This is a genomic window from Thioalkalivibrio sp. ALE22, assembly GCF_000381445.1.
Taxonomy (GTDB): domain Bacteria; phylum Pseudomonadota; class Gammaproteobacteria; order Ectothiorhodospirales; family Ectothiorhodospiraceae; genus Thioalkalivibrio.
Window position 1 is genome coordinate 24969 of record NZ_KB906511.1, and the last position, 22518, is coordinate 47486.

A 22518-nucleotide genomic window follows, 5' to 3' on the forward strand; every position below is an offset into this window, starting at 1 on the left:
GTTGGTTCGATTCGTTCGGGCCCTGGGCCTGCAAACTGTGATGCACACCCACGGAAACCGATCCATAAAAAAGGCCGCGGACAACGCCGCGGCCAATCGGAGGCACATGCAAACCCCGTTCGGGGGTCTCAGAAGCGGTGCTTCAGGCCCACCGAGAAGGTGCGCGGCTCATTGGGCCGGGCCCCGTCCGGGTACCGCGAGATGATGCTCTGCTCGTCCAGCACATTGGTGGCGCGCACGAACAAGTCAGTGTCCTTACCCAACGGATAGCGGCTTACCAGGTCCAGCGTGGTCAGCGACTCGGTACGGTTGAAGTCCCCCGACGCACGATTGCAGCCGTCACTGCTGCAGGTCTCGTCGATGTACTTCAGGATGGCGTAGTTGTTCCAGCCACTGCCATGCTCGAGCCCCGCGCGCAGACTGAACTGGTGACGCGGGATCGCCTGCAGGCGGTCTCCCTTCTGCACACCGGAAACCGCGTTGTCCGCGCTGTATTCGGCGCTGGTGTAGGTATAGCTAGCCTCCAGCGGGGCCCGGAAGCTGCCGAGATCCATGCTTGTGGACGTACGCAGTTCCAGACCGGAAATCACCGCCTCGCCGGTGGTGAAGGTCCCGGAGGTGGATCCGTCCGAGCAGGGCGTGGCGATCGAGCAGTTCTGCACGAAGTCGGAGAAATCGCTGTAGAAGCCGATGGCCTCGACGAAGGCGTTATCACCCTGATAACGGGCACCCAGTTCCCAGTTGGTGCTGGTTTCCGGATCCTGTTCCTCGGTCGCACCGCCGCCCAGGGGGGCAAATCCCCGGTGTACGCCGGCAAGGACCTGCCAGCGATCCGTCACGTCATAGGTAAGCGAGGCCCCGGGCAACCAGATGCTGCTCGAATTGGAACGCCGGGAGTCCACAACCGTGCGCTGCGCGTCGCCGTATTGAGTACGCGAGGTCTCGACGTCCTCGTAGCGCAGCAGGAGGTTGGCGGTCAGCCGATCGTTCACGTACCACTCGTCGGCCACCCAGAAACTCCAGGCCTTGGCATCCTCGAACCGGTTGTTGCTGCCCGTCGGCTGGATCGTATCCTGGTAGACCAGCGAGCCGTTCACCTGGTCATAGATATCATCCGGCTGGAACCGATCCATCTCGTCCTGATGATAGCGGGCACCCGCGCGCAGCCAGTGGTCCCCGAAGTCCATGCTCAACTCGGTCTGGACACCCTCGGAGACATACTCGCGGTTGTTGTTGCGATACGTCAGGTCCGCAACATCCTCCTCGCCCCGGAGGATCCGCTGCGCGGTGGCATCCCCCTGGTTGGCGTCGTCGATAAACGCACTGCCGCCACCAAGTTTGAACCAGTTACGCGCGAATTCGTTGCGGTACAGGGTGGTGGTCATGCGTACGCGATCCGACCAGTCGATGTCGTGCGTCAGGCTCAGCCCGAGGTGATCGTTATTCATCTGGTCGATCTCGGAAAGGCCGTATCGCCGGTTGGGGTCCCGCGCGAAATCCTCGTCGGTCAGACCGAGGTAGGTCTCGTTCGAGGTCTCCTCCGAATACTGGATCTTGGTCTCGATGCTCTGGCGCTCACCCTCCCAGCGCAGTTTTCCGACATAGTCCTGGATGTCGTACCCGGTATCCCGGTTGCTGCGATCGATGTCCTTGAAACCGGCCCCGTCCCGCTGGACCGTCTCGATCATGTAGCTCCAGTCGCCGGAACGGTCGCCAAACATGGCATGCACATCGGTGCCGCCGCGATCGTTCACCACCGCCTCGATGGACCCTTCACGTTCGCGGGGGAGTGGCGTGGACACCAGGTTGATCACCCCCCCGGTCGTCTGGGGGCCATGGCGCAGCAATGGCGCTCCCTTCAGTACCTCGATCTCGTGGATCCGCTTGGCGGTCGGGAAATAGTAGGCCGCCGGGTTGGAATACGGGGCCGGGGCGATCAATACGTTGTCCTCCATCAGGGTCACCTTGCTGCTGCGCCCCGGCGGCGCCGCCCGGATACCGATATTCGGCCGCAGGCCCGCGCCATCCTCCTCTCGGACATAGACGCCGGGCACCGTCTTGAGCGCCTGATGGATATCGGTGGTCCCTTCAGTTTCCAGCTGTTCACGCCCGACAACGGCCGCCGAACCGGGCAGCCGCTGTGTCGCGGTCACATCCCCGAGAATCTGGACCGGCGCAAGCCGGACCTCGGGTTCGGGGACTGTCCCTGGGTCGGCTTCCTGGGCATGGAGCGCGGGAATACCCGCGACCCCGGCGATCGCGAGCACGATCGCCCGCCGTTTCCAGGCGCCGTGGATGGGCGAACGCGTTGCTCGCGGTTCGGTTCGGTGGGTCGGCTGGTGGTTTCGAGCCATGGTGGTCTCCCTTGAATAGCCAGTATCAATACCGCCCGGACGTCGAGACGCCGCGGATCGGTGACGGATTGGAGGCTGGCTGAGGGAGGGGCTCCCCTGGCTGGCAGGTGTCACGGTACGGACCGTGACGGGTGTTTCGTGTGGCTCTACTTGGTCAGGATCAGCTTGTCGTTCGCGGTGCGGCGCAAGGTGTACCACTCGCCACGGTGGCAGATGCGGATCTGCCGCGCGGGTCCCAGCAACTGTTCGCTGGCGATCTCGCGCGGGCCCGTCTGCTCGCGGGCGGCGGGCTTGACCGATTCAGAAGAGCCGGAATTCATCGTTCCCCCTCCGGTTCGGAGACGAAGGCCATGCGGCCCACCCCGGACTGGCGCACCTCGGCCATCACCCGGGCCAGCCGCTCGTAGCGGGTGTCGCGGTCCGCGCGCAGGTAGATCGCGACGTCCGGTTGTGTCTCGAGCACATCGCGCAGGCGCGTCGGGAGCTGCTCCAGCGCAATCGGCTCGTTGTTCCAGTAGAGATCGCCACCCCCGTCCAGCGCCAGGGTGACGCTTTCGGGCAGTTCGTCCACCGGCTCGCTGGTGGCCTGGGGAAGATCCAGATCCACCGAGTGTGTGATCACCGGCGCGGTGATGATGAAGATCACCAGCAGCACCAGCATCACATCCACCAGCGGGATCACGTTCATGTCCGACATCGGCTCGTTGGAATCACCCATGCGTCCGAAGGCCATCGCTCATACCCCCTGATGCAGGCCGTCGTCCGGCAGCGCATGCGGATCGGTACGGCGGTCGCGGGCCTGGCGTGCATTGCCCGGCATCAGGTCAGAGTGCATCAGCAGGGCATGCACATCATGCGCGAAGGCCTCGAAATCCTGGTGCAGCAGACGCTGGGAACGATTGAAGATATTGAAGAATGCGACCGCCGGAATGGCCGCGGCCAGACCGGCGGCCGTCGCCACCAGGGCCTCACCGAGCGGCCCGGCGACCAGGTCCATGGATACCGACGACTCCTGCGAGATGTCGATCAGCGCGCCGTGGATCCCCCAGACCGTACCCAGAAGCCCGACGAACGGTGCCAGCGCCCCGACCGAGGCGAACACGATGTTGCCGGCCTGCATGCGCAACAGCTGGCGGTCCATCGCCTGGCGGATTCGGCGCACCACGTGGTCGTCCAGACGCTGCTCGGCCTTGTCCGAGCCATCCCGCACACCGCGATAGTCGTCGAACGCCGCGAACGCCTCCTGGCCGATCGCCGCCAGCGGACCGCGCTGATCACGGATCGCATCGTGAAAGGCCGGCGCCGTCTGGCTCGCATCAAAGGCCTCCAGCGTCGCGCGGTTGTCGCGGCGCACACCGAACAGCGTGAACAGCTTGCTCGCGGCAATCGCCCAGGTCGCCACCGACATCACCAGCAGGACCAGGAAGACCGCGATCAGCACCGGGTCGCCATGGCGAAACACGTAGAAAACATCGAACTCGTTCATGCAGTCATCCTCGACGGCGCCCCTGCGGCGGGGCTCACGCGTTTATCGAATCGAAAATTCCATTGGCACCAGGACCACGCCCTCCACCGCGCGGCCGCCACGGCGCGCCGGCTCGAACTCCCAGTGCTCGATCGCTGCCTGAGCGGCCTCGTCCAGACGCCGGTGGCCACTGCTCTCCTCCACCGACCAGTCCAGCGGCTGCCCCTGCGCGGAAACCCGGACCCGCAGGAGCACGGTCCCCTCCTCGCCACGACGCAGCGAGATCCGCGGATAGTCGGGCGGCGGATTGCTCAGGTAATCCGCCCCGAAACCCGGCTCCTCGAAGGGCTCGTCCTCCTGCCCCGCCGGCCCACTGGCGGTCGCGCCCGTCTCCGCCCCCTCGTCCCGCTCCGGGGTGAATCCGGCCGGCTCTGGTTCCGGCTCTGGTTCCGGTTCTGGCTCCGGTTCTGGCTCCGGTTCTGGCTCTGGCTCTGGCTCTGGCTCTGGCTCCGGCTCCGGCTCCGGCTCCGGCTCTGGCTCTGGCTCTGGCTCTGGCTCCGGCTCTGGCTCCGGCTCCGGCTCTGGCTCTGGCTCTGGCTCCGGCTCCGGCTCCGGCTCCGGCTCCGGCTCTGGCTCTGGCTCTGGCTCTGGCTCTGGCTCTGGCTCTGGCTCTGGCTCTGGCTCTGGCTCTGGCTCTGGTTCCGGTTCCGGTTCCGGTTCCGGTTCCGGTTCCGGTTCCGGTTCCGGTTCCGGTTCCGGTTCCGGTTCCGGTTCCGGTTCGTCCAGTGTCTCCGCAACGGCCTCGGGTTCAATCGCCGGCTCGCCCGGCAGGACGCTATCCAGATCGACCCAGTGGGCCTCCATGCCACCGCCCCGGGTGCCTATGGATTCCGGCTCGGCATCGCGCATGACCCAAAGCGAACCCAGCACTCCGGCATGCAGCGCGAAGCTGGCGGCCACCCCCAGCGCCAGCGTTCGCCGGCGTCCGGGGGGAGTTGTGTTCGTACGTTTGGCCATCATCGAGCACGCTCGCTGCAAGGACTGGACACCTTCAGCCGGGTCCGGTGATCGTGGCGGGCGCGGAGGATGATCCGGTCGCCGTTGCCATCAACGGAGGGCACCCTATACGGAATGAGAATGGTTTGCAATATCACTATCGGAAATGAAGCCCCGAGCACGGCACATCGGGCGGGCCCGGAACGAAAAAACCCGCCCCGGCGGCACCGGAGCGGGTCGGACTGGCGAGCCTTCACGCCTCGTGGTCAGGCCAGCGTGGCGCCGGCCCGGCACGCTCAGTGCTGGTGACCGCCCTCGCCATGGGCGTGGCCGTGCTCCAGCTCTTCGGCGGAGGCCTCGCGGACCTCGACGATCTCGACGTCGAAGTTCAGGGTCTCGCCGGCCAGCGGGTGGTTCCCGTCGACCGTGGCGGTATCGCCCTCGACCTTGGTCACGGTGACGGTCAGCGGGCCATTTTCGGTCTGCGCCTGGAATTGCATGCCCGGCTCGACGGATTCGACGCCCTGGAACGCATCCATCGGGATCTCCTGGACCATGGCATCGATCTTCTCGCCATAGCCTTCTGCCGGGGAGACCTTGGCCTGGACCTTGTCACCGGCGGCCTTGCCTTCCAGCTCCTTCTCCAGGCCCGGGACGATCTGGCCGTTCCCGTGCAGGTAGGCCAGCGGCTCGCGGCCTTCGGAGCTGTCGATCTTCTCGCCAGCGTCGTTGGTCAGGGTGTAGTGGATGGCCACCACGGCGTTCTGCGCGACTTGCATGGGCTTTGCCCTCTTAATACATGAACTTGTAAGGGTAACGCGGAACAGGGCCGCGCGTCAGGTCCACCCGCCGGCGATACGGTTTCCGGCGGGTGGCCAATCGGGTCAGGCGGCCTTCTGCAACAGGAGGCGATTGAGCCGCGCGACGAACCCGGTCGGGTCCTCCAGTTGCCCGCCTTCGGCCAGCAGGGACTGCTCGAACAGCAGCGAGGCGAGGTCGTTGAAGTCGTCTCCTTCGGCGGCCTTCAGACGCTCGACCAGGGGGTGCCCCGGGTTGACCTCCAGTACCGGCTTGCCGGAGAAGGTCTCCTGGCCGGCCTGCTTGAGCAGTTCCTGCAGGTACAGCGCCATCTCGTGCTCGCCGAGCACGATGCAGGCCGGAGACTCCACCAGCCGCCGCGAGGCGCGCACACTGTCGACCCGATCGCCCAGCGCCTGCTGCAGGCGTTCGGGCAGATCGCCCAGATCGTCGTCGCCCGCCGGCTCGTCGCTACCACTCTTCGGGTCTGCCTCCTCGCCGATGATCTTGTCGAGGTCCAGGTCGCCCTTGGCAACATTCTTGATCGCCTTGCCATCGAACTCGCGCAGGTGCGACAGCAGCCATTCGTCGACCCGGTCGGACAGCAGCAGCACCTCGATCCCGTGCTTGCGGAACACCTCCAGATGCGGGCTGTTGCGCGCGGCGGAGGCATTATCGGCGGTGATCACGTAGATCGCCTCCTGACCGTCCTTCATGCGCTCGATGTAGTCCGCCAGCGCCACGTTCTGGGTGTCGTCACTGTTTTGGGTGCTGGCAAAGCGCAGCAGCTTCGCGATGGTCTCCTGATTGGCGAAGTCCTCGCCGGGGCCTTCCTTGAACACCCGCCCGAAGTTCTTCCAGATCTCGGCGTATTTCTCGGGTTCGTTGTCGGCGATGGACTGCAGAAGCCCGAGGATCTTCTTCACCGAGCCGGAGCGGATCGAGTCGACCAGGCGGTTGTCCTGCAGGATCTCGCGCGAGACGTTCAGCGGCAGGTCAGCCGAGTCCACCACACCGCGCACGAAGCGCAGGTAGTTGGGCAGCAGCTTTTCCGCGTCGTCCATGATGAACACGCGCTTTACGTAGAGCTTGACCCCGTGACGGGCATCGCGGTCCCACAGGTCAAACGGGGCCCGCTTCGGGATGTAGAACAGCGTAGTGTACTCTTGGCGCCCCTCGACGTGGTTATGCGTCCAGGCAATCGGGTCCTCGAAGTCGTGCGCGACGTGCTTGTAGAACTCCTGGTACTCCTCGTCGCTGATCTCGCTCTTCGAACGGGTCCACAGCGCGCTGGCACGGTTGACCGTTTCCCATTCGTCGGTCGGGTTGCCCTCGTCATCCGACTTGCGCATGCGGATCGGGAATGCCACATGATCCGAATACCGCCCGATGATGTGGCGCAGGCGCATGGGCTCGAGGAATTCGTCGGCGTCTTCCTTCAGCGTCAACGTAATCTCGGTGCCAGCCTCGGTGCGCTCGCAGGCGGTGATGGTGTATTCGCCGTCGCCCCGTGACTCCCAGCGGGTACCCGCATCCGGCTCACTGCCGGCGCGGCGGGTCTCCAGGCGCACCTCATCGGCCACGATGAACGAGGAATAGAAGCCCACCCCGAACTGGCCGATCAACTGCGAATCCTTTTTCTGGTCCCCGGTCAGCTTCTCGAGAAACGCCCTGGTGCCGGAACGCGCGATGGTCCCGATATGCTCGACCACCTCGTCCCGGGACATGCCGATGCCGTTGTCGCGCACGGTCACCGTGCGCGCCTCCGGATCCACCTCGACATCGATCGCCAGCTCCGCCGGCTGCGGGATCGCCTCCGGCTGGGCCAGGGCCTCGAAACGCAGCTTGTCGCAGGCATCGGCGCCATTGGAGATCAGTTCGCGCAGGAAGATCTCGCGGCTGGAATACAGCGAGTGGATCATCAGCTGCAGGAGCTGACTGACCTCGGTCTCGAAGCGGCGGGTCTCGGGTTGCGGTGCGGTCTGGGTTTCGCTCATGGCCTGCTCGTCCCTTGATTGGTCTCGACACGTCGCAAGGTTGGGTCGCCCACGCCGTTTTCAAGGACAGCGGCCTGGTAGAGCCCACCGGCACCCTGCGGATCCAGGATCTCCCACACCGGTGCCAGCAACTCGGGGAGATGCACCTCCAGCTGCCACGGGGGGCGCAACACCAGCATCCCGGAACCCGCCAGCCCCAGGTGGCGTTCGGGGTCGGGCGCGATGCGCAGCTCGCTGGCCAGCCACGGATCCGCCAGCTCGGCGCGCAACTGCTCGCGCATCGCGTGATCCGGCCGCCCCGCGAGGATGGGGTACCAGACCAGGATGATCCCGGTGTTCCAGCGTCGGCGGATCGTCGTCACCAACTCCGCCACCTCGCGGTATTCGGCCTTGCGCTCATAGGATGGATCCAGCAGGGCCAGGCCGCGGCGCGGCTCCGGGGGAAACAAGGCCCGCGCGGCCTCGCGCGCGTCGCGTTTGTGCACGTGACAGCGCGGATCCCCCGCCAACCGCGCCCGCAGACGTCCGTATGCCTCGGGATGCAGCTCGCAGGCGATCAGTTGATCGCGTTCGCGCAGCCGCGCCTGGATCAGCAAAGGGGATCCCGGGTACTCCGTCAGACGCGGGGGCCGGGGCTGCATAGACCGCAGCGTGCCGAGAAACTCCCGCACGCCCGAGGGCAAGGGCTGTTCCGTCGCCCACAGGCGGGCGATACCGGCCGCGGCCTCGTCGGTCTTGCGCGCCCGCGCACCGGTCAGGTCGTACCCGCCGGCACCCCCGTGCAGGTCCAGTGCCACGAAGGGCTTGTCGCGACCGCGCAGGGATTCCAGAACCTGCCAGAGGACCAGGTGCTTGTGCACATCGGCGAAATTGCCGGCGTGATAGTCGTGTTGGTAGCTGAGCATGCGTCCCTCAAACAAAAAGCCACCGCGAGCGTACCCGCGGTGGCTCAAGAAGGGCAGCCGATAGCGACCGCCCTCGACCGTGTGACCGGTTTACTGGTTGACCGGAGACTCCGGGTCCAGCAGATACGCCATCACGTGCGCGATCTGCTCTTCGGTCAGGAAGTTGTTGTGGCCAAAGCGCGGCATCTTGGTGCACGGGAAGTACTGGTGGGGGTTGGACACCACCTGATGCACGTAATTCACGACCGAGCTGTCGGTTCCACGGGTGGCCCCGTAACCCGCCAGGCTTGGGCCCAGCGTGCCGTAGAGCTCCTCGGCTGGATCCATCTGGTGGCAGGCATAGCAGTTGCCGCCCGGCTCGCGGGTACCGTGGTCGTCATTGCGATGACCGATCCGATAGCCGTAACCGGAACGCGCCAGCTCGGCACCCCGACGCCAGTTCCCCAGGCGCGGGCCGCCCGGCGGCTCTTCGTAGCTCTCGCGCGCCATCGCGATGACCTCGCCGGCCGTATCGGCATCCGGCTCGCCTTCGAGCGAACAGGCCGCCTGGATGCCATCCTGGACCATACGGTCCCGGGCTGATCCACCCTCCTGTGCCTCCTGCTCGAAGCTGTAGCTGTCCGTCTCCAGCACGAGGTATTCCGCATACTCTTCGGCGGTCATCGCCGTAATATCGACTTCGCCGCCTCGCTCGCCCATCCAGCCGTCGCAGCCTGCAATCAGCGCCGTCGACGCCACGATGGCCCAGCTCGCCCCCACTGTCTTGTTACTGAGCATCCCTGATATCTCCTCTTGCGTCGGCTGTTGCCGCTTCTTGCCCGCGGTGAGACCAGCGCCTCAAGGCATTCAGCCCGGCTGCCCTGATGGCTGGAGCCTCTCGTTCCCGTCCGGGACCCGCGCGCGGACGGGAGGCCGAGCGCGATGGGACCCTTTTCTGAATCCCCGCAACCCTGCGCGGGGACTCAAAAAAGGGCAGTCCTTGCGGACTGCCCCGATCCAGCAAATGGCTTACTGGTTGTTGACCGGCGACTCCGGATCCAGCAGGTACGCCATGATATGGCTGATCTGCTCGTCGCTCAGGAGCTGGTGACGGTCGGAGTTGAAGCGCGGCATCTCCGTGCACGGGAAGTACTGGTGAGGGTTGGAAATCACCTCGTGCACGTAGCGCAGGACGGCTTCGCTGGTACCACGGTTGGCACCATAGTTCTGCAGGCTCGGGCCGATGGTGCCCTGCTCGGATACCCGCGGGTCGAACACGTGGCAGTTGTAGCAGTTGCCACCGGCTTCGCGCTGGCTGTGGTCATCGGTGTTATGACCCTGGCGATAGCCGTAGCCGGAGTCGGCCAGTTCGGCACCCTTGCGCCAGTCGCCCAGCTCGATGCTTTCCGGTGCCTCGTAGGACGCGCGCGCCATCGCGACCACACGGCCGGCGGTCTCGCCGTCCGGGTCACCTTCCATGGAGCAGGCCTTCTGCAGTTCATCCTGGGTCATGCGATCACGCCAGGTACCGCCTTCCTGCATCTCCTGATCACGGAAGCTGTCCGTCTCGAAGATGAGATGTTCGGCGAGTTCCTCGGCGCTCATCGCGGTGATGTCGACATCCGAACCCTTGCTCCCGTCGGCAACGGCGCAACCTGCGGTCAGGGCGACGGATGCGAACGCGGCCATGCCGGCCGCAACAGCATTCTTCTTAAACATACTTGGTGTCTCCTATTGCGTCCGTAGGTTACCGCTTCAGGTCAGGCAGGATGGCCGGTTCGCCACGCGCCGCATCGTTCCAGAACGAGATCAGCGCGGTGTTGACCGGGGTGTCCGCCTTGATACCGGCGTGACGCATCTGCCACACGCAACCACGGATACGGTGGTTCTGGCTACGCACGTTGTCGTGGCCAGCGCGGTGGGCGGGCCAGGAGACAGCCTTGGTCCATTCTTGGCCATTGCGCATTTCGGGCAGCACGGAGGCGCGGATCTGCTTGCCGGCATCGCCGTGGCAGGAGGCGCAGTTGAAGTCCATCGCGCCACCGCGGCGGAAGAAGAGCACCTCACCGGCGTCGCGCATGGCCTGCTCTTCCGGGTGATCCAGCGGCGGGTTCCACGCCATCCCGGAGGACTGGTGGGCGATATAGGTGGTCAGCTGCATGATGTCGGAGCCGTTGCCGTGCCGGCGGGCCACCGCGGGATCATCGCTGGTGAAGCCCTGCAGTTCCTTCATGCAGTGCACCAGGCGCATCTCGAAGTCCATTACCTTGCCGGTGTCTTCGAAGTAGCGCGGCAGCTCGACGTAAGCACCCTCAAGCTCGCCCGGGCCCTTGCCGAAGTCGCAGCCTTCCAGGGAGACGTTGTTCGGGCCACGCTCGGCGTAGAACAGTTCTTCGCCTTCGTCGACCAGCCACAGGGCGGGGTTGTCCGGCATCATCATGATGTTCATTTCACTCTGATGCAGGTAGGCGGAATCGGGATTGTTCTGCAGCAGGTTCTGCAGGACATCATTGGGGTCCTGCCACTCGCCAGCCTGAGCCGCAGCCCCAACAGCCATTGCTACGGGCAACGCAAGCAATGCTTTCTTGAACATGGAAACCTCCATCACACGGGTTTTTTTCGATGAAGCCCGGGACTGATCTGGCCCGGACCTGTGTAGCAGAGTGCTGAACCCGAGTCCGTGCTGTCAACACAAAAGACTATATTAGCGTTTCCTAAAAGTCTGTTTTTGAAAGGTTCTTGGGCTTCAACACCGAGGGGCAGACGGGGGACCACTCCAATCTATTCCCGGTTTTGGGAAATTTTTTCAGGCGCCGTTCAGCACGGCCCGGGCACGCAAGAAACTGAAAAAAGAGATGAAGATTCCCCGCAGGGGGAACAAAGCACGCAGACCAGCCGCCGCGGAGGCGGGAAGAATCACCGGGGGGACGGAAGGAAGGGAGAAAAACCGGCACGCGACGGGCGCCGGATCATTCGTGTTTCAGAACCCCCTCGTGCGCCAGCAACAGGCGCTTGACCTGGGCCAGCTCGCCCACCTGATCGCCTGCGTAGCCGCCCACATCATGGGTACGACGAAAGCGGGAGGACACAACCCGATGGCAGGGGATGAACAACGGCCAGGGGTTGGCGCGACAGGCCTGCCCCACGGCGCGGGGCGCCGAGCCCACGCGGGCCGCAATCTCGGAATAGGTGCGGACCTCGCCGACCGGGATCTCCGACAGGGCCGCCCAGACGCGGCGCGCATGGGCACTGCCCGGCGGGACCGCGGGGGTCGGCTGCCAGGCGGACGCATCCCGGCCATAGGCGTCCGGGGCAAACGGTGGCGGGCGACGATCGGCCCCCGGGATGTCGGCCAGCGGGACCAACTCCCGGGGATCATCCGGGTCCTGCCAGTCGCAGGCGAGGAGCTCACCGTTCGCGGATTCCAGCCACGCAAAAGCCAGCGCGACTCCGGGGAGGAGACAGCGCTGGCTGCGGGTCGTCGATCCAGCCGACATCGAATAGCGAAAAGCCAGGGGTGACGGGGTCACGGCCATTTGCCGCACCCCGCCGGCCGGCGTTACTTCGCCGCCTTGACGTCTTCCTTGATGCGGGCGGCCTTGCCGGTGCGGTCGCGCAGGTAGTACAGCTTGGAGCGACGCACCTTGCCGCGGCGCTTCACCTTGATCTCGGCGATCTGGGGGCTGTGGGTCTGGAACGTGCGCTCCACACCGTTACCGTAGGAGACCTTGCGCAGGGTGAACGCGGAGTTGAGGCCGCGGTTGCGCACGGCAATCACCGCGCCCTCGAAGGCCTGCAGGCGCTCGCGGTCGCCTTCGCGCACCTTCACCTGCACCACCACGGTATCGCCGGGCCCGAAGTCGGGCACATCCGACTTCATCTGCTCGGCTTCCAGTTCCTGAATGACGTTATTCATTGCTCGACCTCAATCATCGCTTTCGGTGCGCGAGCCGCCTGTCCGGCCACTCACACGGTATTCGTCCAACAGGGCCGCATCCTCGGCCCCGAGTTCCAGCCGGGCCAGCAGGTCCGGCCGCCGGCTCCAGGTCCTGCCCAGCGCCTCACGGCGGCGCCAGCGACGGATGGCGCCATGGTCGCCACCCAGCAGTACCGGCGGTACTGCCCGCCCGGCCACGGTCTCCGGCCGGGTGTAGTGCGGGCAATCCAGCAGCCCGGCACTGAAGGAATCCTGTTCGGCGGAGTCCGCATGCCCCAGGACCCCCGGGAGCAGACGGGCGCAGCCATCGACGACCGCCATGGCCGCGAGCTCCCCGCCCGAGAGGACGAAGTCGCCCAGCGACCATTCCTCATCGACCCGCGCCTCGATGAAGCGCTCGTCGATGCCCTCGTAGCGCCCGCAAACCAGGGCCACCCGGGGGCGCGCCGCCAGCTCGCGCAGCATCGCCTGCCGGATCGGCCGCCCCTGCGGGGTCAGTGCGATCACGTACGGGACCACCTCCGCGTCCGCCACTGCCGCATCCAGCGCGGACGCCAGCGGCGCGTACTGCATCACCATGCCCGGCCCGCCGCCATAGGGACGGTCGTCCACGGCCTGGTGGAAGCCGGCGCCCCAGGCGCGCGGATTCCAGTATTTCAGGCCCAGCCGGCCGCGCTCGACGGCCCGCCCGGTCACGCCGGCTTCGCCAACCGCCGCGACCAGTTCCGGAAACAGCGTGATGACGTCGAAACGCACCGGCGCCGCTTAAAAATCCGGATCCCAGTCGACCCGCACACAGCGAGCCTCCAGGTCCACATCCAGCACGTACTGCTCGCGCACCCAGGGGATCAGGCGTTCCCGGTCCCCCTGGACCACCAGCACGTCGTTGGCACCGGTCTCGATAAAGCCCGAGATGGTGCCCAGTGCCGTGCCGTCGCGATTCTCGACTGCCATGCCCAGCAGGTCGGCCCAGTAGTAGGCGCCCTCTTCGGCCGGGGGCAGCCAGTCGCGTTCGATCGCCAACTCGGCGCCGATCAGCCCGTAGGCGGCATCGCGATCCGCCGCCTCGCGGAACTTCATCACGACGCCCGCGCCATGCGCGCGGCCGCCTTCGATCTCGACCAGGCGCCAGTCGTTCCCGTAGTGCATCCACAACTGCGGGAACTCGGTAATCGCGGCGCGCGGCTCGGTCTCGGAAAACACCCGGACCCACCCCTTGACGCCATAGACCCCGGAGACACGCCCGACGCGGATGCGCTCACCCGCCTCGTTCATGACCGCAGCCAAGCGTCAGTACAGCGGACCGGACGACCTCAGGCCGCCGCGGACTGCTGCTTGCGGTAGCCCTTGACCAGGTGGTTCACGCGCTCGGACATGCCGGCGCCGTGACCCAGCCAGTAGTCCACGCGCTCGAGATCGATGCGCAGCGGCTCTTCCTGACCGCGGGCCACCGGATTAAAGAACCCGATCTGCTCCTTGTAGCCGCTATCGCGACGAGCGCGGGAATCGGTAACCACGATCGAATAAAACGGGCGCTTCTTGGCGCCGCGGCGTAGCAGGCGAATCGTAACCATGTAGTGTTGAACCCCGTGAGTCCGTTTTCTCGAGAAAACGCGCGATTATAACGAATCCGGCCAGCAACACAAGGGAAGCGGCAGGGCTCCCCACGGCTGCAGGCGGTCGTTCGCGCGAACCTTGACCATCAGCGGAACGGCATCCCGCCGCCGGGGCCACCCATACCCCCCATGCCGCCCATCTTGCCCCCCAGGGCGCGCATCATCTTCGACGCGCCGCCCTTGGAGAACTTCTTCATCGCCTTGCTCATTTGGGTGTGCTGCTTGAGCAGGCGGTTCACGTCCTGGATCTGGGTGCCGGACCCGGCCGCGATGCGCCGCTTGCGCGAGCCCTTGATCACGTCCGGATGGCGGCGTTCGTGCTCGGTCATGGACGAGATCACCGCCATCATGCGACCGATCTCCTTGTCGCTGGCCTGGTTCTTGACGGCGTCCGGCAGCTTGCCGCCACCGGGGAGCTTCTCGAGCATGGAGCTCATGCCCCCCATCTTCTGCATCTGGCCGAGCTGATCGCGCAGGTCGTTCAGATCGAAACCACGCCCCTTCTTCAGCTTGCGGGTCAGCTTCGCGGCCTGGTCCTGGTCGACCTGACGGCTGGCCTCCTCGACCAGCGACAGGACATCGCCCTTGCCCAGGATGCGCGAGGCGATACGCTCGGGATGGAACGGCTCCAGCGCATCCGGGCGCTCGCCCATGCCGATGAACTTGATCGGCACCCCGGTGATCTGGCGCACCGACAGCGCCGCACCGCCGCGGGCGTCGCCGTCCGCCTTGGTCAGCACCACGCCGGTCAACGGCAGGGCCTCGCCAAAGGCGCGCGCGGTATTCGCGGCGTCCTGGCCGGTCATGGAATCGACCACGAACAGGGTCTCGATCGGGTCGATCGCCTGATGCAGCGCCCGGACCTCGGCCATCATGTCCTCGTCGACATGCAGCCGGCCGGCGGTGTCTACCAGCAGGACCTCGACCCCCTCGCGGCGGGCGCGGGCCACCGCGTCATCAGCGATCGCCTCGGGCTTCTGGCTGGTGTCGCTGGGATAGAACGTGACACCCACCTGCCCCGCCAGCGTCTCGAGCTGCTGGATCGCCGCCGGGCGGTAGACGTCGCAGCTCACGACCGCGACCTTTTTCTTCTCGCGCTCGCGCAACAGGCGCGCGAGCTTGCCAATGCTGGTGGTCTTGCCCGCGCCCTGAAGACCGGCCACCAGCACCACCGCGGGGGGCTGATGGGCGAGGTTCAGGGAGGCATTCTCGCCCCCCATGGTCGCGATCAGTTCGTCATGGACGACCTTGATCAGGGCCTGGCCCGGCGTCAGGCTGCCGATGACCTCCTTGCCCAGCGCCTTTTCCTTGACGTCCTTGATGAACTCGCGCACCACGGGCAGGGCCACGTCGGCCTCCAGCAGTGCCATGCGCACCTCGCGCAGGGCGTCCTGGATGTTGTCCTCGGTGAGCCGCGCCTGACCCTTCAGGCGCTTCATGGTCTCTTGCAGGCGGCTGGAAAGGCCGTCGAACATCGCGTGTCCTCTTCTGATCCGTGCGCGGGCGGCGGGCTTGGGCCGACCGCGGGACCGGACAGTATACCGGTCTCGCGGCCTTGCATGCAGGCCCGCCGCGGGGCGACCCGCAACCGCCGCCGGTATGTGCAATCCACCGGCATTGCAGCGATAATCCGGCGTCATGATCATTGCCACCGGACTCCTCGCCGTCGCGCTGTATCTCGCCACCGCGGGCTACCTGGCCATCACCGCCCGACGCCAGCCGCTGACACCCGGCCAGCCGCGAGCGGCCCTGGCCCTGTGGGGGCTGGCCCTGCTGGCCCACCTGGGCGCGCTGCTGCCGATGGTGCTCACCGAGGCCGGGCTCAACCTGTGCCTCGGCAACGCCCTGTCGGCGTCGCTGTGGCTGGTGGCCGCGCTGCTGTGGCTGACGAGCTGGCGCCACCCGCTGGCCATCCTCGGCGTGGTGATCCTGCCGTTGACGGCGCTCGCCGCCGTGACCGCGCTGCTGTGCGACGGCGATACCCGCTACGCCACCTCCGCGGGGATCGATCTGCACATCCTGTTTTCCGCGCTGGGCTGGGCCTTCCTCGCGCTGTCGACCGCCCAGGCCGCGGTGATGGCCGCCCAGCATCGCGCGCTGCACAACCACCATGCCTCGGGTTTCGTGCGCGCCCTGCCGCCCCTTTTCTCGATGGAGGTGTGGCTGTTCCGGATGATCTTCATCGGCTGGCTGTTCCTCGGGCTCAGCCTGCTGTCCGGCCTGGTGTTCGTGGACAACCTGTTTGCCCAGCATCTGGTGCACAAGACCACGCTGTCGATCCTGGCCTGGCTGATCTTCTCCACCCTGCTGCTGGGGCGCTGGCGCCTGGGCTGGCGCGGCACCCGCGCGCTGGCCTGGACCACCGGCGGGTTTGTCGTACTGGTGCTGGCCTATTTCGGCTCCAAGCTGGTGCTGGAGGTCATCCTCGGGCGGATCTGAATGCCCCCGAGGCGGCTTGACACCCCGGCGCCCCTTGCCTGAAATGACCCCGACGACGCCACCGCGTCCGCCCCAACCCTGACCGCAGGCCGCGCCCTTGCAAGAGATCCCGCTGTCCGTCCTGTTCGGCGCCCTGGTGGTGCTGTTCCTGCTGTCCGCGTTTTTCTCCGGCTCGGAGACGGCGCTGATGGCGCTGAATCGCTACCGGATGCGCCACCGCGCGCAGACCGGCCACCGCGGCGCGCAACTGGCCGCGCGGCTGCTGGACAAACCGGACCGGCTGATCGGCCTGATCCTGCTGGGCAACAACTTCGTCAACATCCTGATCGCGCAGATCGCCACCTTCATCGGCTGGCGCCTGTTCGGGGATACCGGGGTCGCCATCGCCACGGGCGTGCTGACCCTGACCCTCCTGATCTTCGCCGAGACCGCCCCGAAGACCCTCGCGGCCCTGCACAGTGAGCGCATCGCCTACCCCGCCGCATGGGTCTACTCCGGCCTGATCAAGGTGATGTGGCCGGTAGTGTGGCTGATCAACCTGATGGCCAACGGGGTGCTGCGCCTGTTCGGCGTGCACATGAACGCCGGCCAGCGCGCCGCGCTGAATACCGATGAACTGCGCAGCGTGGTCTCGGAGGCCGGCGCACTGATCCCGGCCAATCACCAGCGCATGTTGCTGAACCTGCTGGACCTCGAGCGCACCACGGTCGAGGACATCATGATCCCGCGCAACGAAATCGTGGTGATCGACCTGAACGAGCCATGGAACGAAGTCGAAGACCAGCTGATCCACGGGAGCTTCACACGCCTGCCCGTGGTGGAAGGCGAACTGGACCGTATCGTCGGCTTCATCCACCGCCGTGACGTGCTGCCCCTGGTCGAGCGCGACGAATTCGGCCCCGACGACCTGCGCCAGGTGGTAACGCCCCCGTATTTCATCCCCGAGGGCACGGCACTCAACCGCCAGCTGATCAACTTCCAGCAACAGAAGAAACGGATTGGCCTGGTCGTGGACGAGTACGGCGATATCGAGGGGCTGATCACCCTGGAAGACCTGCTGGAGGAGATCGTCGGGGAGTTCACCACCGATTCGCCGGCGATGAGCGACGACGTGCTGCGCCAGGAAGACGGCTCCGCCATGGTCGACGGCGGCATCCACCTGCGCGAACTCAACCGCGCCCTCGGTCTGGACCTGCCGCAGGACGGCCCCAAGACCCTGAGCGGCCTGATCGTCGAACACTTGGAGAGCATCCCCGAGGCACCGGTGAGCGTGAAGATCAACGGCGTGGTGATGGATATCGCCCAGATCAAGAACAACACCATCCGCACCGTGCGCGTGGTCGCACCGGACCTGCCCGCCACGCCCGACAACAAGGAAGCCTGATGGCGAAGGCAAAGACCCAGTACGTGTGCCGGGATTGCGGCGCGGTCAGCCCCAAATGGGCCGGCCAGTGCGGCGACTGCGGCGCCTGGAACACCCTCGAGGAGGCCACCCCGGCCGCCAGCGCCGGCCCGCGCGGCGGCTACGCCGGCGAGGCCGCCGGCATCACCCGGCTGGGCGAGGTCGAGCTGGCCGAGGTCCCGCGCACCGGCACCGGGCTGTCGGAGCTGGACCGCGCGCTGGGTGGCGGGCTGGTCCACGGCTCGGTGGTGCTGCTGGGGGGCGACCCGGGGATCGGCAAGTCCACCCTGCTGCTGCAGACCCTGGCGATGCTGCCGGTCGGCGACACGCTCTACGTGACCGGCGAGGAGTCGGCCCAGCAGATCGGCATGCGGGCCCGGCGCCTTGGTCTGGAGGTCGACGGGCTGCGCCTGCTCACCGAGACCCAGGTGGAGAACGTGATCGCCACCTGCGAGCGCGAACGCCCTCGAGTGCTGGTGATCGACTCCATCCAGACGCTCTACACCGCCGCGCTGCAATCCGCGCCCGGCTCGGTCGGCCAGGTGCGCGAGAGCGCCGCCGCCCTGGTGCGCCTGGCCAAGCAGCGCGGCATCACCGTGATTCTGGTGGGGCATGTGACCAAGGACGGCCAGCTCGCGGGGCCGCGCGTGCTGGAGCACATGGTCGACACCGTGCTGTATTTCGAGGGCGACCCGGACGGGCGCTACCGCATGCTGCGCGCGGTAAAGAACCGTTTCGGCGCCGTCAACGAACTGGGTGTGTTCGCCATGCTGGAGAACGGCCTGAAGGCCGTCTCCAACCCTTCCGCAATCTTCCTCTCCCGCCACCAGGGCCCGGTGCCCGGCAGCGTCGTGATGGTCACCCGCGAGGGCACGCGGCCGCTGCTGGTCGAGGTTCAGGCCCTGGTCGCAGAGAGCCATGCCTCGCAACCGCGGCGCATCACCGTGGGGCTGGAGCAGAACCGCCTGACTATGCTGCTCGCCGTGCTTCACCGGCACGGGGGCGTCGCTCTGTTCGACCAGGATGTCTTCATCAATGTGGTCGGCGGCGTGCGCGTGACCGAGACGGCCGCCGACCTGCCGATGCTCGCGGCCGCGCTGTCGAGTTTTCGCGACCGGCCACTGCCGCAGGAGATGCTGGCCTTTGGCGAGGTCGGGCTGGCGGGCGAGATCCGGCCGGTGCCGAATGGGGAGGAGCGCCTGCGCGAGGCGGCCAAGCACGGCTATACCCGGGCGATCGCCCCGGCGGCCAACGCGCCGCGCAAGCCCATCAAGGGCATGGAAGTCGTCGCGGTCTCGCGCCTCTCCGAAGTCCTCGACGCCCTTTAGCGGCCAGCCCCGCCCCTTCCCGGCTGGTCCGCCGGTCACGTTTACGGTGCCTTCGGCTCACCGCCTGCCTCGTGGTGGCTGGTCCTGGTTCGGCCTCGGGTGTTTACGTGCCTTCGGTCCGCCGCCTGCCCGGCGCTGACTCGCCAGCGCGCCCCGAGGCACTTTCTTGCTTGCCCAAGAAAGTACCCAAAGAAGGGCACCCGGATTTCGCCCGGGAACCTCGCTCCGGACGTGCTGGGCCGGCGGCGCTGAACTCGCTGCGCCTCCGCCTCCGCTCAGACATCCAGCGCCTTCTCCCGGCCCATCACGCCCTCCACGAGGGGCTCCATACGGGAGGAGAAGGTCAAGACAGAAGGTGTTCCAGCCCCACGACACCACAACGCGCATTGCCGCCCGAAAGCCCCCGGCGCCCGCGCCGCGGGCGCGGCACGCAACGGCCGAAGGCCGAGCGTGCCCAAGATGTCCGAAGACCTCGCCTTCATCCACTGGCAAGACCGTCGGGATGGCCGTTGTTTGGACCTGCCTCCCCGTTGTCGTCGCGCCGAGCGGAGAGGGTTTTCGCGGGATCAGAGGCGCTGGATGTCTGAGCGGAGCCGAAGGCGTAGCGAGTTCAGCGCCGCCCGCGAAAACCCTCGGAGCGAGGGAAACCCCGGCCCGCACAGCGGGCCGGGGTCGCGGCAGTCGGGCGTGTTTCTTGGTGACTTCTTTGCACGAGCAAAGAAGTCACTCGGGGCGCGCTGGCGAGTCAGCGCCGGGCAGTATGTGGACCGGAACCACCGTAAACACCAAGCGACGATCCAGGGCCAGCCACCACGAGGCAGGCGGCCAGACGAAGCCACAGTCCGGCATGCGCCGGAAACGAAAAAGGCGCCCGGAGGCGCCTTTCGTGAAGCGGGCATAGGGACCGCGTCAGTTGACGGCATCGAGGTCGGCCGCGAGCGACTCGCGCGTGCCCTCGGCGACGGCGTCCAGCCGGTGGCTGTAGTTCTCGTGCTCCACCCCCACGGCAATGGCCGCACCGGACTTCGCTGCGGAGACCATCTCCGGGGTCAGCTCGAAGCGCAGGAAGTGCACCGAGGAGGTCTTGTCGTCGGTCTCGCGATCCAGGTCCTCGTTCGCGATCGGGTAGACCTTGTCGTGGCCTTCGACCTGCACGTAGGTCTTGCGCTCGATCCCGATCAGCTTGGACAGCTGTACCTTGCGCTCGTCCACGTCCGGATACTCGACCATCATGGTCGCCTTCCAGTTGGAGCCATCCGGGATCAGCGGATTGTAGGCGTCGAGCTCGTCCTGGATGCCCTCGGCATCGAAGATCTTCTCGACCCGCAGCATCTCCTGGATCTGGTACTGCATGGTCTTGCGATCCTCGAAATGCAGGGTCACCGCCGGACCCACCTGCACCACACGATCCCGCTTGTGCTGCATCACCTCGCTGCGGAACTGGGGGCGTACCTCGTGGTACTTCTCCAGCGAATACAGGTCTTCACGACTCAGCTTATCCACACTTGCCTCCATCTGCATCTCGATACCTCCGTCTCATCGGACTGGCCCGCCAGGACCGGCACCCCTCAGTGATCGTGGTGGTGCCCCGTCTTCGTGTAGTCCTTGTCGGACCAGAGGTTGTCTTTCAGTTCGTGGTCGAATACCGGGTTATGGCGCCGGATCCACTCCAGCACCATCGCAGCGTGTTCGATCTCCTCATCGCGGTTGTGCGCGAGGATCGCCTTGAGCTCCTCGTCCTTGCAGCCGTCGATGCGCTGCTGGTACCAGTCCACCGCCTCGAGTTCCTCCATCAGCGAGACGATCGCACGGTGCATTTCGCGCGACTCGTCGCTCAGTTCTTCGACGGGTTCGTGGTAGCTGTCACTGGCCATGTCTTTTCTCCATTCCCGGGCGCGTCTTCCGCCCGTGTCGCGTCCTGTGGGTCGAGCGGCGGCTACAGGCCGTAGGCCTGGCGCAGCAGGGTCAGCGGGTGCTCGGGCGCCTTGTCCTCGCCCTTGCCCTGCAACCCGTTTTCGATCATGTGGCCGGCCATCGGGCAGTCGCTCGAGTAATGATCCGACTCGGCCTTCTGCACGCGGCTGACCACCGGGCGGCAGATCTTGCTGGCCGTTTCATAGAATTCGCTCTTCACGCCATAGGTACCGTCGTGCCCGGAGCAGCGTTCGATGACGTCGATCTCGGTATCCGGCACCAGCTTCAGCAGGTCACGGGTCTTGAGCCCCATGTTCTGCACCCGCAGGTGGCAGGCGGCGTGGTAGGCAATCTTGCCGAGCTTTTCGGGGAAGTCGGTGTTGAGCTTGCCGTCCTTGTGCCGCTCCATCAGGTACTCGAACGGGTCGAAGATGCGGTCGCGCACCGCGATCACGTCGGCGTCGTCCGGAAACATCAGCGGCAGTTCCTGCTTGAACATCAGCACGCAGGACGGCACCGGGGCGACGATGTCGTAGCCCTGGTCGATCATGCGCTTCATCGCCGGGATGTTGGCGTCCTTGGAGGCCTCCACCGACTTCAGGTCGCCCAGCTCCAGCTTGGGCATGCCGCAGCACTGTTCCTTGTCGACCAGGGTGACTTCGATGCCGTTGTGTTCGAAGACCTTGACCAGGTCCTCGACCAGATGCGGCTCGTTGTAGTTGCCGTAGCAGGTCGCATAGAGGGCGACCTTGCCCTGGGTGGCGCCGGCTGGCTCGGGGTTGCTGACCCCCTTCGCGGCCTTCGCGAGGCGCGAACGCCCCTTTTTCGAGTGGTATTCGGGGACCGGGGCATCCGGGTGCACGCCCATGGTCTTGTCGAGCATCTTGCGCACGGCACCGTTCTTGTTCGCGGCGTTGACCGCGCCGGCGACCACCGGGATACCCGCCAGCTTGCCGACGGTGTCGGTGCTGGACATCAACTTGTGCGAGGTCTTCGCGCCCTCGTTCTGGAAACGAAAGGCCTTGGCCCGAAGCATCAGGTGCGGGAAGTCCACATTCCATTCGTGCGGGGGCACGTAGGGGCACTTGGTCAGGTAGCACAGATCACACAGATAGCAGTGATCGACGACCTGCCAGTAATCCTTCTTGTCGACCCCGTCGACCTCCAGGGTCTCGGATTCGTCGACCAGGTCGAACAGGGTGGGAAAGGAGTTGCACAGGCTTACGCAGCGACGGCAGCCGTGACAGATATCAAAGACCCGCTCGAGTTCGCTGAACAGCGATTCCTCGTTGTAGAACTCGGGGTTCTTCCAGTCCAGCGGATGACGGGTCGGGGCTTCGAGACTTCCTTCACGTTGGTGCGTCGGCGCAGACATGCATCCCTCCGGT

At 66.1% G+C, this 22518-nt stretch carries 24 protein-coding genes; 3 read left to right on the plus strand and 21 right to left on the minus strand.

The window, feature by feature from the left end:
* Positions 1 to 128: 128 nt before the first annotated feature.
* The 17 genes from F793_RS0111545 to ffh form a co-directional block, all read right to left on the minus strand.
* On the minus strand, positions 129 to 2267 hold the full coding sequence (locus F793_RS0111545; protein ID WP_026280885.1) for a TonB-dependent receptor domain-containing protein: 2139 nt from the start codon (positions 2265 to 2267) through the stop codon (positions 129 to 131).
* Positions 2268 to 2500: 233 nt separating this feature from the next.
* Positions 2501 to 2674 carry a hemin uptake protein HemP gene (hemP, locus tag F793_RS13870; protein WP_018865782.1) on the minus strand — a complete coding sequence of 58 codons (174 nt, stop codon included), beginning with the start codon at positions 2672 to 2674 and terminating at the stop codon, positions 2501 to 2503.
* The gene (locus F793_RS0111555) at positions 2671 to 3087 is read right to left on the minus strand and encodes a biopolymer transporter ExbD (RefSeq protein ID WP_018865783.1); all 417 of its coding nucleotides are present in this window, start codon (positions 3085 to 3087) and stop codon (positions 2671 to 2673) included. The genes hemP and F793_RS0111555 overlap by 4 nt, the downstream gene beginning before the upstream one ends.
* A gap of 3 nt (positions 3088 to 3090) precedes the next feature.
* Complete coding sequence (locus F793_RS0111560) at positions 3091 to 3840, minus strand: MotA/TolQ/ExbB proton channel family protein (protein ID WP_018865784.1); 750 nt, start codon at positions 3838 to 3840, stop codon at positions 3091 to 3093.
* A gap of 42 nt (positions 3841 to 3882) precedes the next feature.
* Entirely contained in the window at positions 3883 to 4683 is an 801-nt protein-coding gene (locus tag F793_RS13875; RefSeq protein ID WP_369772387.1) for an energy transducer TonB, read from the minus strand.
* Between the two features lie 428 nt (positions 4684 to 5111).
* A complete protein-coding gene (locus F793_RS0111570; RefSeq protein ID WP_018865786.1) occupies positions 5112 to 5594 on the minus strand; it encodes a peptidylprolyl isomerase in 483 nt (160 codons plus the stop codon).
* Between the two features lie 105 nt (positions 5595 to 5699).
* The gene (gene htpG, locus F793_RS0111575) at positions 5700 to 7610 is read right to left on the minus strand and encodes a molecular chaperone HtpG (protein ID WP_018882480.1); all 1911 of its coding nucleotides are present in this window, start codon (positions 7608 to 7610) and stop codon (positions 5700 to 5702) included.
* The gene (locus tag F793_RS0111580; protein ID WP_018882481.1) at positions 7607 to 8515 is read right to left on the minus strand and encodes a 23S rRNA (adenine(2030)-N(6))-methyltransferase RlmJ; all 909 of its coding nucleotides are present in this window, start codon (positions 8513 to 8515) and stop codon (positions 7607 to 7609) included. The genes htpG and F793_RS0111580 overlap by 4 nt, the downstream gene beginning before the upstream one ends.
* A gap of 90 nt (positions 8516 to 8605) precedes the next feature.
* Positions 8606 to 9292: a sulfur oxidation c-type cytochrome SoxX gene (soxX, locus tag F793_RS0111585; protein ID WP_018882482.1), complete on the minus strand. Its 687-nt coding sequence runs from the start codon at positions 9290 to 9292 to the stop codon at positions 8606 to 8608.
* Positions 9293 to 9523: 231 nt separating this feature from the next.
* On the minus strand, positions 9524 to 10213 hold the full coding sequence (gene soxX / locus F793_RS0111590; RefSeq protein ID WP_018877314.1) for a sulfur oxidation c-type cytochrome SoxX: 690 nt from the start codon (positions 10211 to 10213) through the stop codon (positions 9524 to 9526).
* A gap of 28 nt (positions 10214 to 10241) precedes the next feature.
* On the minus strand, positions 10242 to 11051 hold the full coding sequence (soxA, locus tag F793_RS0111595) for a sulfur oxidation c-type cytochrome SoxA (protein ID WP_018877313.1): 810 nt from the start codon (positions 11049 to 11051) through the stop codon (positions 10242 to 10244).
* Between the two features lie 412 nt (positions 11052 to 11463).
* The gene (locus F793_RS0111600) at positions 11464 to 12030 is read right to left on the minus strand and encodes a methylated-DNA--[protein]-cysteine S-methyltransferase (RefSeq protein ID WP_018882483.1); all 567 of its coding nucleotides are present in this window, start codon (positions 12028 to 12030) and stop codon (positions 11464 to 11466) included.
* 23 nt (positions 12031 to 12053) lie between these two features.
* The gene (gene rplS / locus F793_RS0111605; protein WP_018865793.1) at positions 12054 to 12410 is read right to left on the minus strand and encodes a 50S ribosomal protein L19; all 357 of its coding nucleotides are present in this window, start codon (positions 12408 to 12410) and stop codon (positions 12054 to 12056) included.
* A gap of 9 nt (positions 12411 to 12419) precedes the next feature.
* Positions 12420 to 13187 (minus strand): tRNA (guanosine(37)-N1)-methyltransferase TrmD, encoded by a 768-nt coding sequence (gene trmD / locus F793_RS0111610; RefSeq protein WP_018882484.1) that lies wholly within the window; start codon positions 13185 to 13187, stop codon positions 12420 to 12422.
* A 9-nt stretch (positions 13188 to 13196) separates the two neighbouring features.
* Entirely contained in the window at positions 13197 to 13706 is a 510-nt protein-coding gene (gene rimM, locus F793_RS0111615; RefSeq protein WP_018865795.1) for a ribosome maturation factor RimM, read from the minus strand.
* A gap of 38 nt (positions 13707 to 13744) precedes the next feature.
* Positions 13745 to 14005, minus strand: coding sequence for a 30S ribosomal protein S16 (gene rpsP / locus F793_RS0111620; RefSeq protein WP_018865796.1), 261 nt, complete (start codon positions 14003 to 14005; stop codon positions 13745 to 13747).
* 128 nt (positions 14006 to 14133) lie between these two features.
* Complete coding sequence (gene ffh, locus F793_RS0111625) at positions 14134 to 15522, minus strand: signal recognition particle protein (RefSeq protein WP_018879957.1); 1389 nt, start codon at positions 15520 to 15522, stop codon at positions 14134 to 14136.
* Between the two features lie 163 nt (positions 15523 to 15685).
* Between ffh and F793_RS0111630 the strand changes: the two genes are divergently transcribed.
* The 3 genes from F793_RS0111630 (at position 15686) to radA (ending at position 19216) form a co-directional block, all read left to right on the plus strand.
* Complete coding sequence (locus F793_RS0111630) at positions 15686 to 16486, plus strand: inner membrane protein YpjD (RefSeq protein WP_018881227.1); 801 nt, start codon at positions 15686 to 15688, stop codon at positions 16484 to 16486.
* A 97-nt stretch (positions 16487 to 16583) separates the two neighbouring features.
* Positions 16584 to 17870 carry an HlyC/CorC family transporter gene (locus tag F793_RS0111635; protein WP_018876078.1) on the plus strand — a complete coding sequence of 429 codons (1287 nt, stop codon included), beginning with the start codon at positions 16584 to 16586 and terminating at the stop codon, positions 17868 to 17870.
* Positions 17870 to 19216, plus strand: coding sequence for a DNA repair protein RadA (radA, locus tag F793_RS0111640; RefSeq protein WP_018865800.1), 1347 nt, complete (start codon positions 17870 to 17872; stop codon positions 19214 to 19216). Before F793_RS0111635 ends, radA begins: the two co-directional genes overlap by 1 nt.
* Before the next feature lie 275 nt (positions 19217 to 19491).
* On the opposite strand, the gene F793_RS14175 is transcribed toward radA, so the two are convergent.
* From F793_RS14175 to F793_RS0111655, 4 genes are all read right to left on the minus strand, one after another.
* A complete protein-coding gene (locus tag F793_RS14175) occupies positions 19492 to 19698 on the minus strand; it encodes a hypothetical protein (RefSeq protein WP_081618695.1) in 207 nt (68 codons plus the stop codon).
* Between the two features lie 427 nt (positions 19699 to 20125).
* The gene (locus F793_RS0111645) at positions 20126 to 20737 is read right to left on the minus strand and encodes a DUF3501 family protein (protein ID WP_018876077.1); all 612 of its coding nucleotides are present in this window, start codon (positions 20735 to 20737) and stop codon (positions 20126 to 20128) included.
* A gap of 47 nt (positions 20738 to 20784) precedes the next feature.
* Positions 20785 to 21090: an encapsulin-associated ferritin-like protein gene (locus F793_RS0111650; RefSeq protein WP_018142071.1), complete on the minus strand. Its 306-nt coding sequence runs from the start codon at positions 21088 to 21090 to the stop codon at positions 20785 to 20787.
* A gap of 62 nt (positions 21091 to 21152) precedes the next feature.
* Positions 21153 to 22505, minus strand: coding sequence for a heterodisulfide reductase-related iron-sulfur binding cluster (locus tag F793_RS0111655; protein WP_018865802.1), 1353 nt, complete (start codon positions 22503 to 22505; stop codon positions 21153 to 21155).
* Positions 22506 to 22518 lie beyond the last annotated feature (13 nt).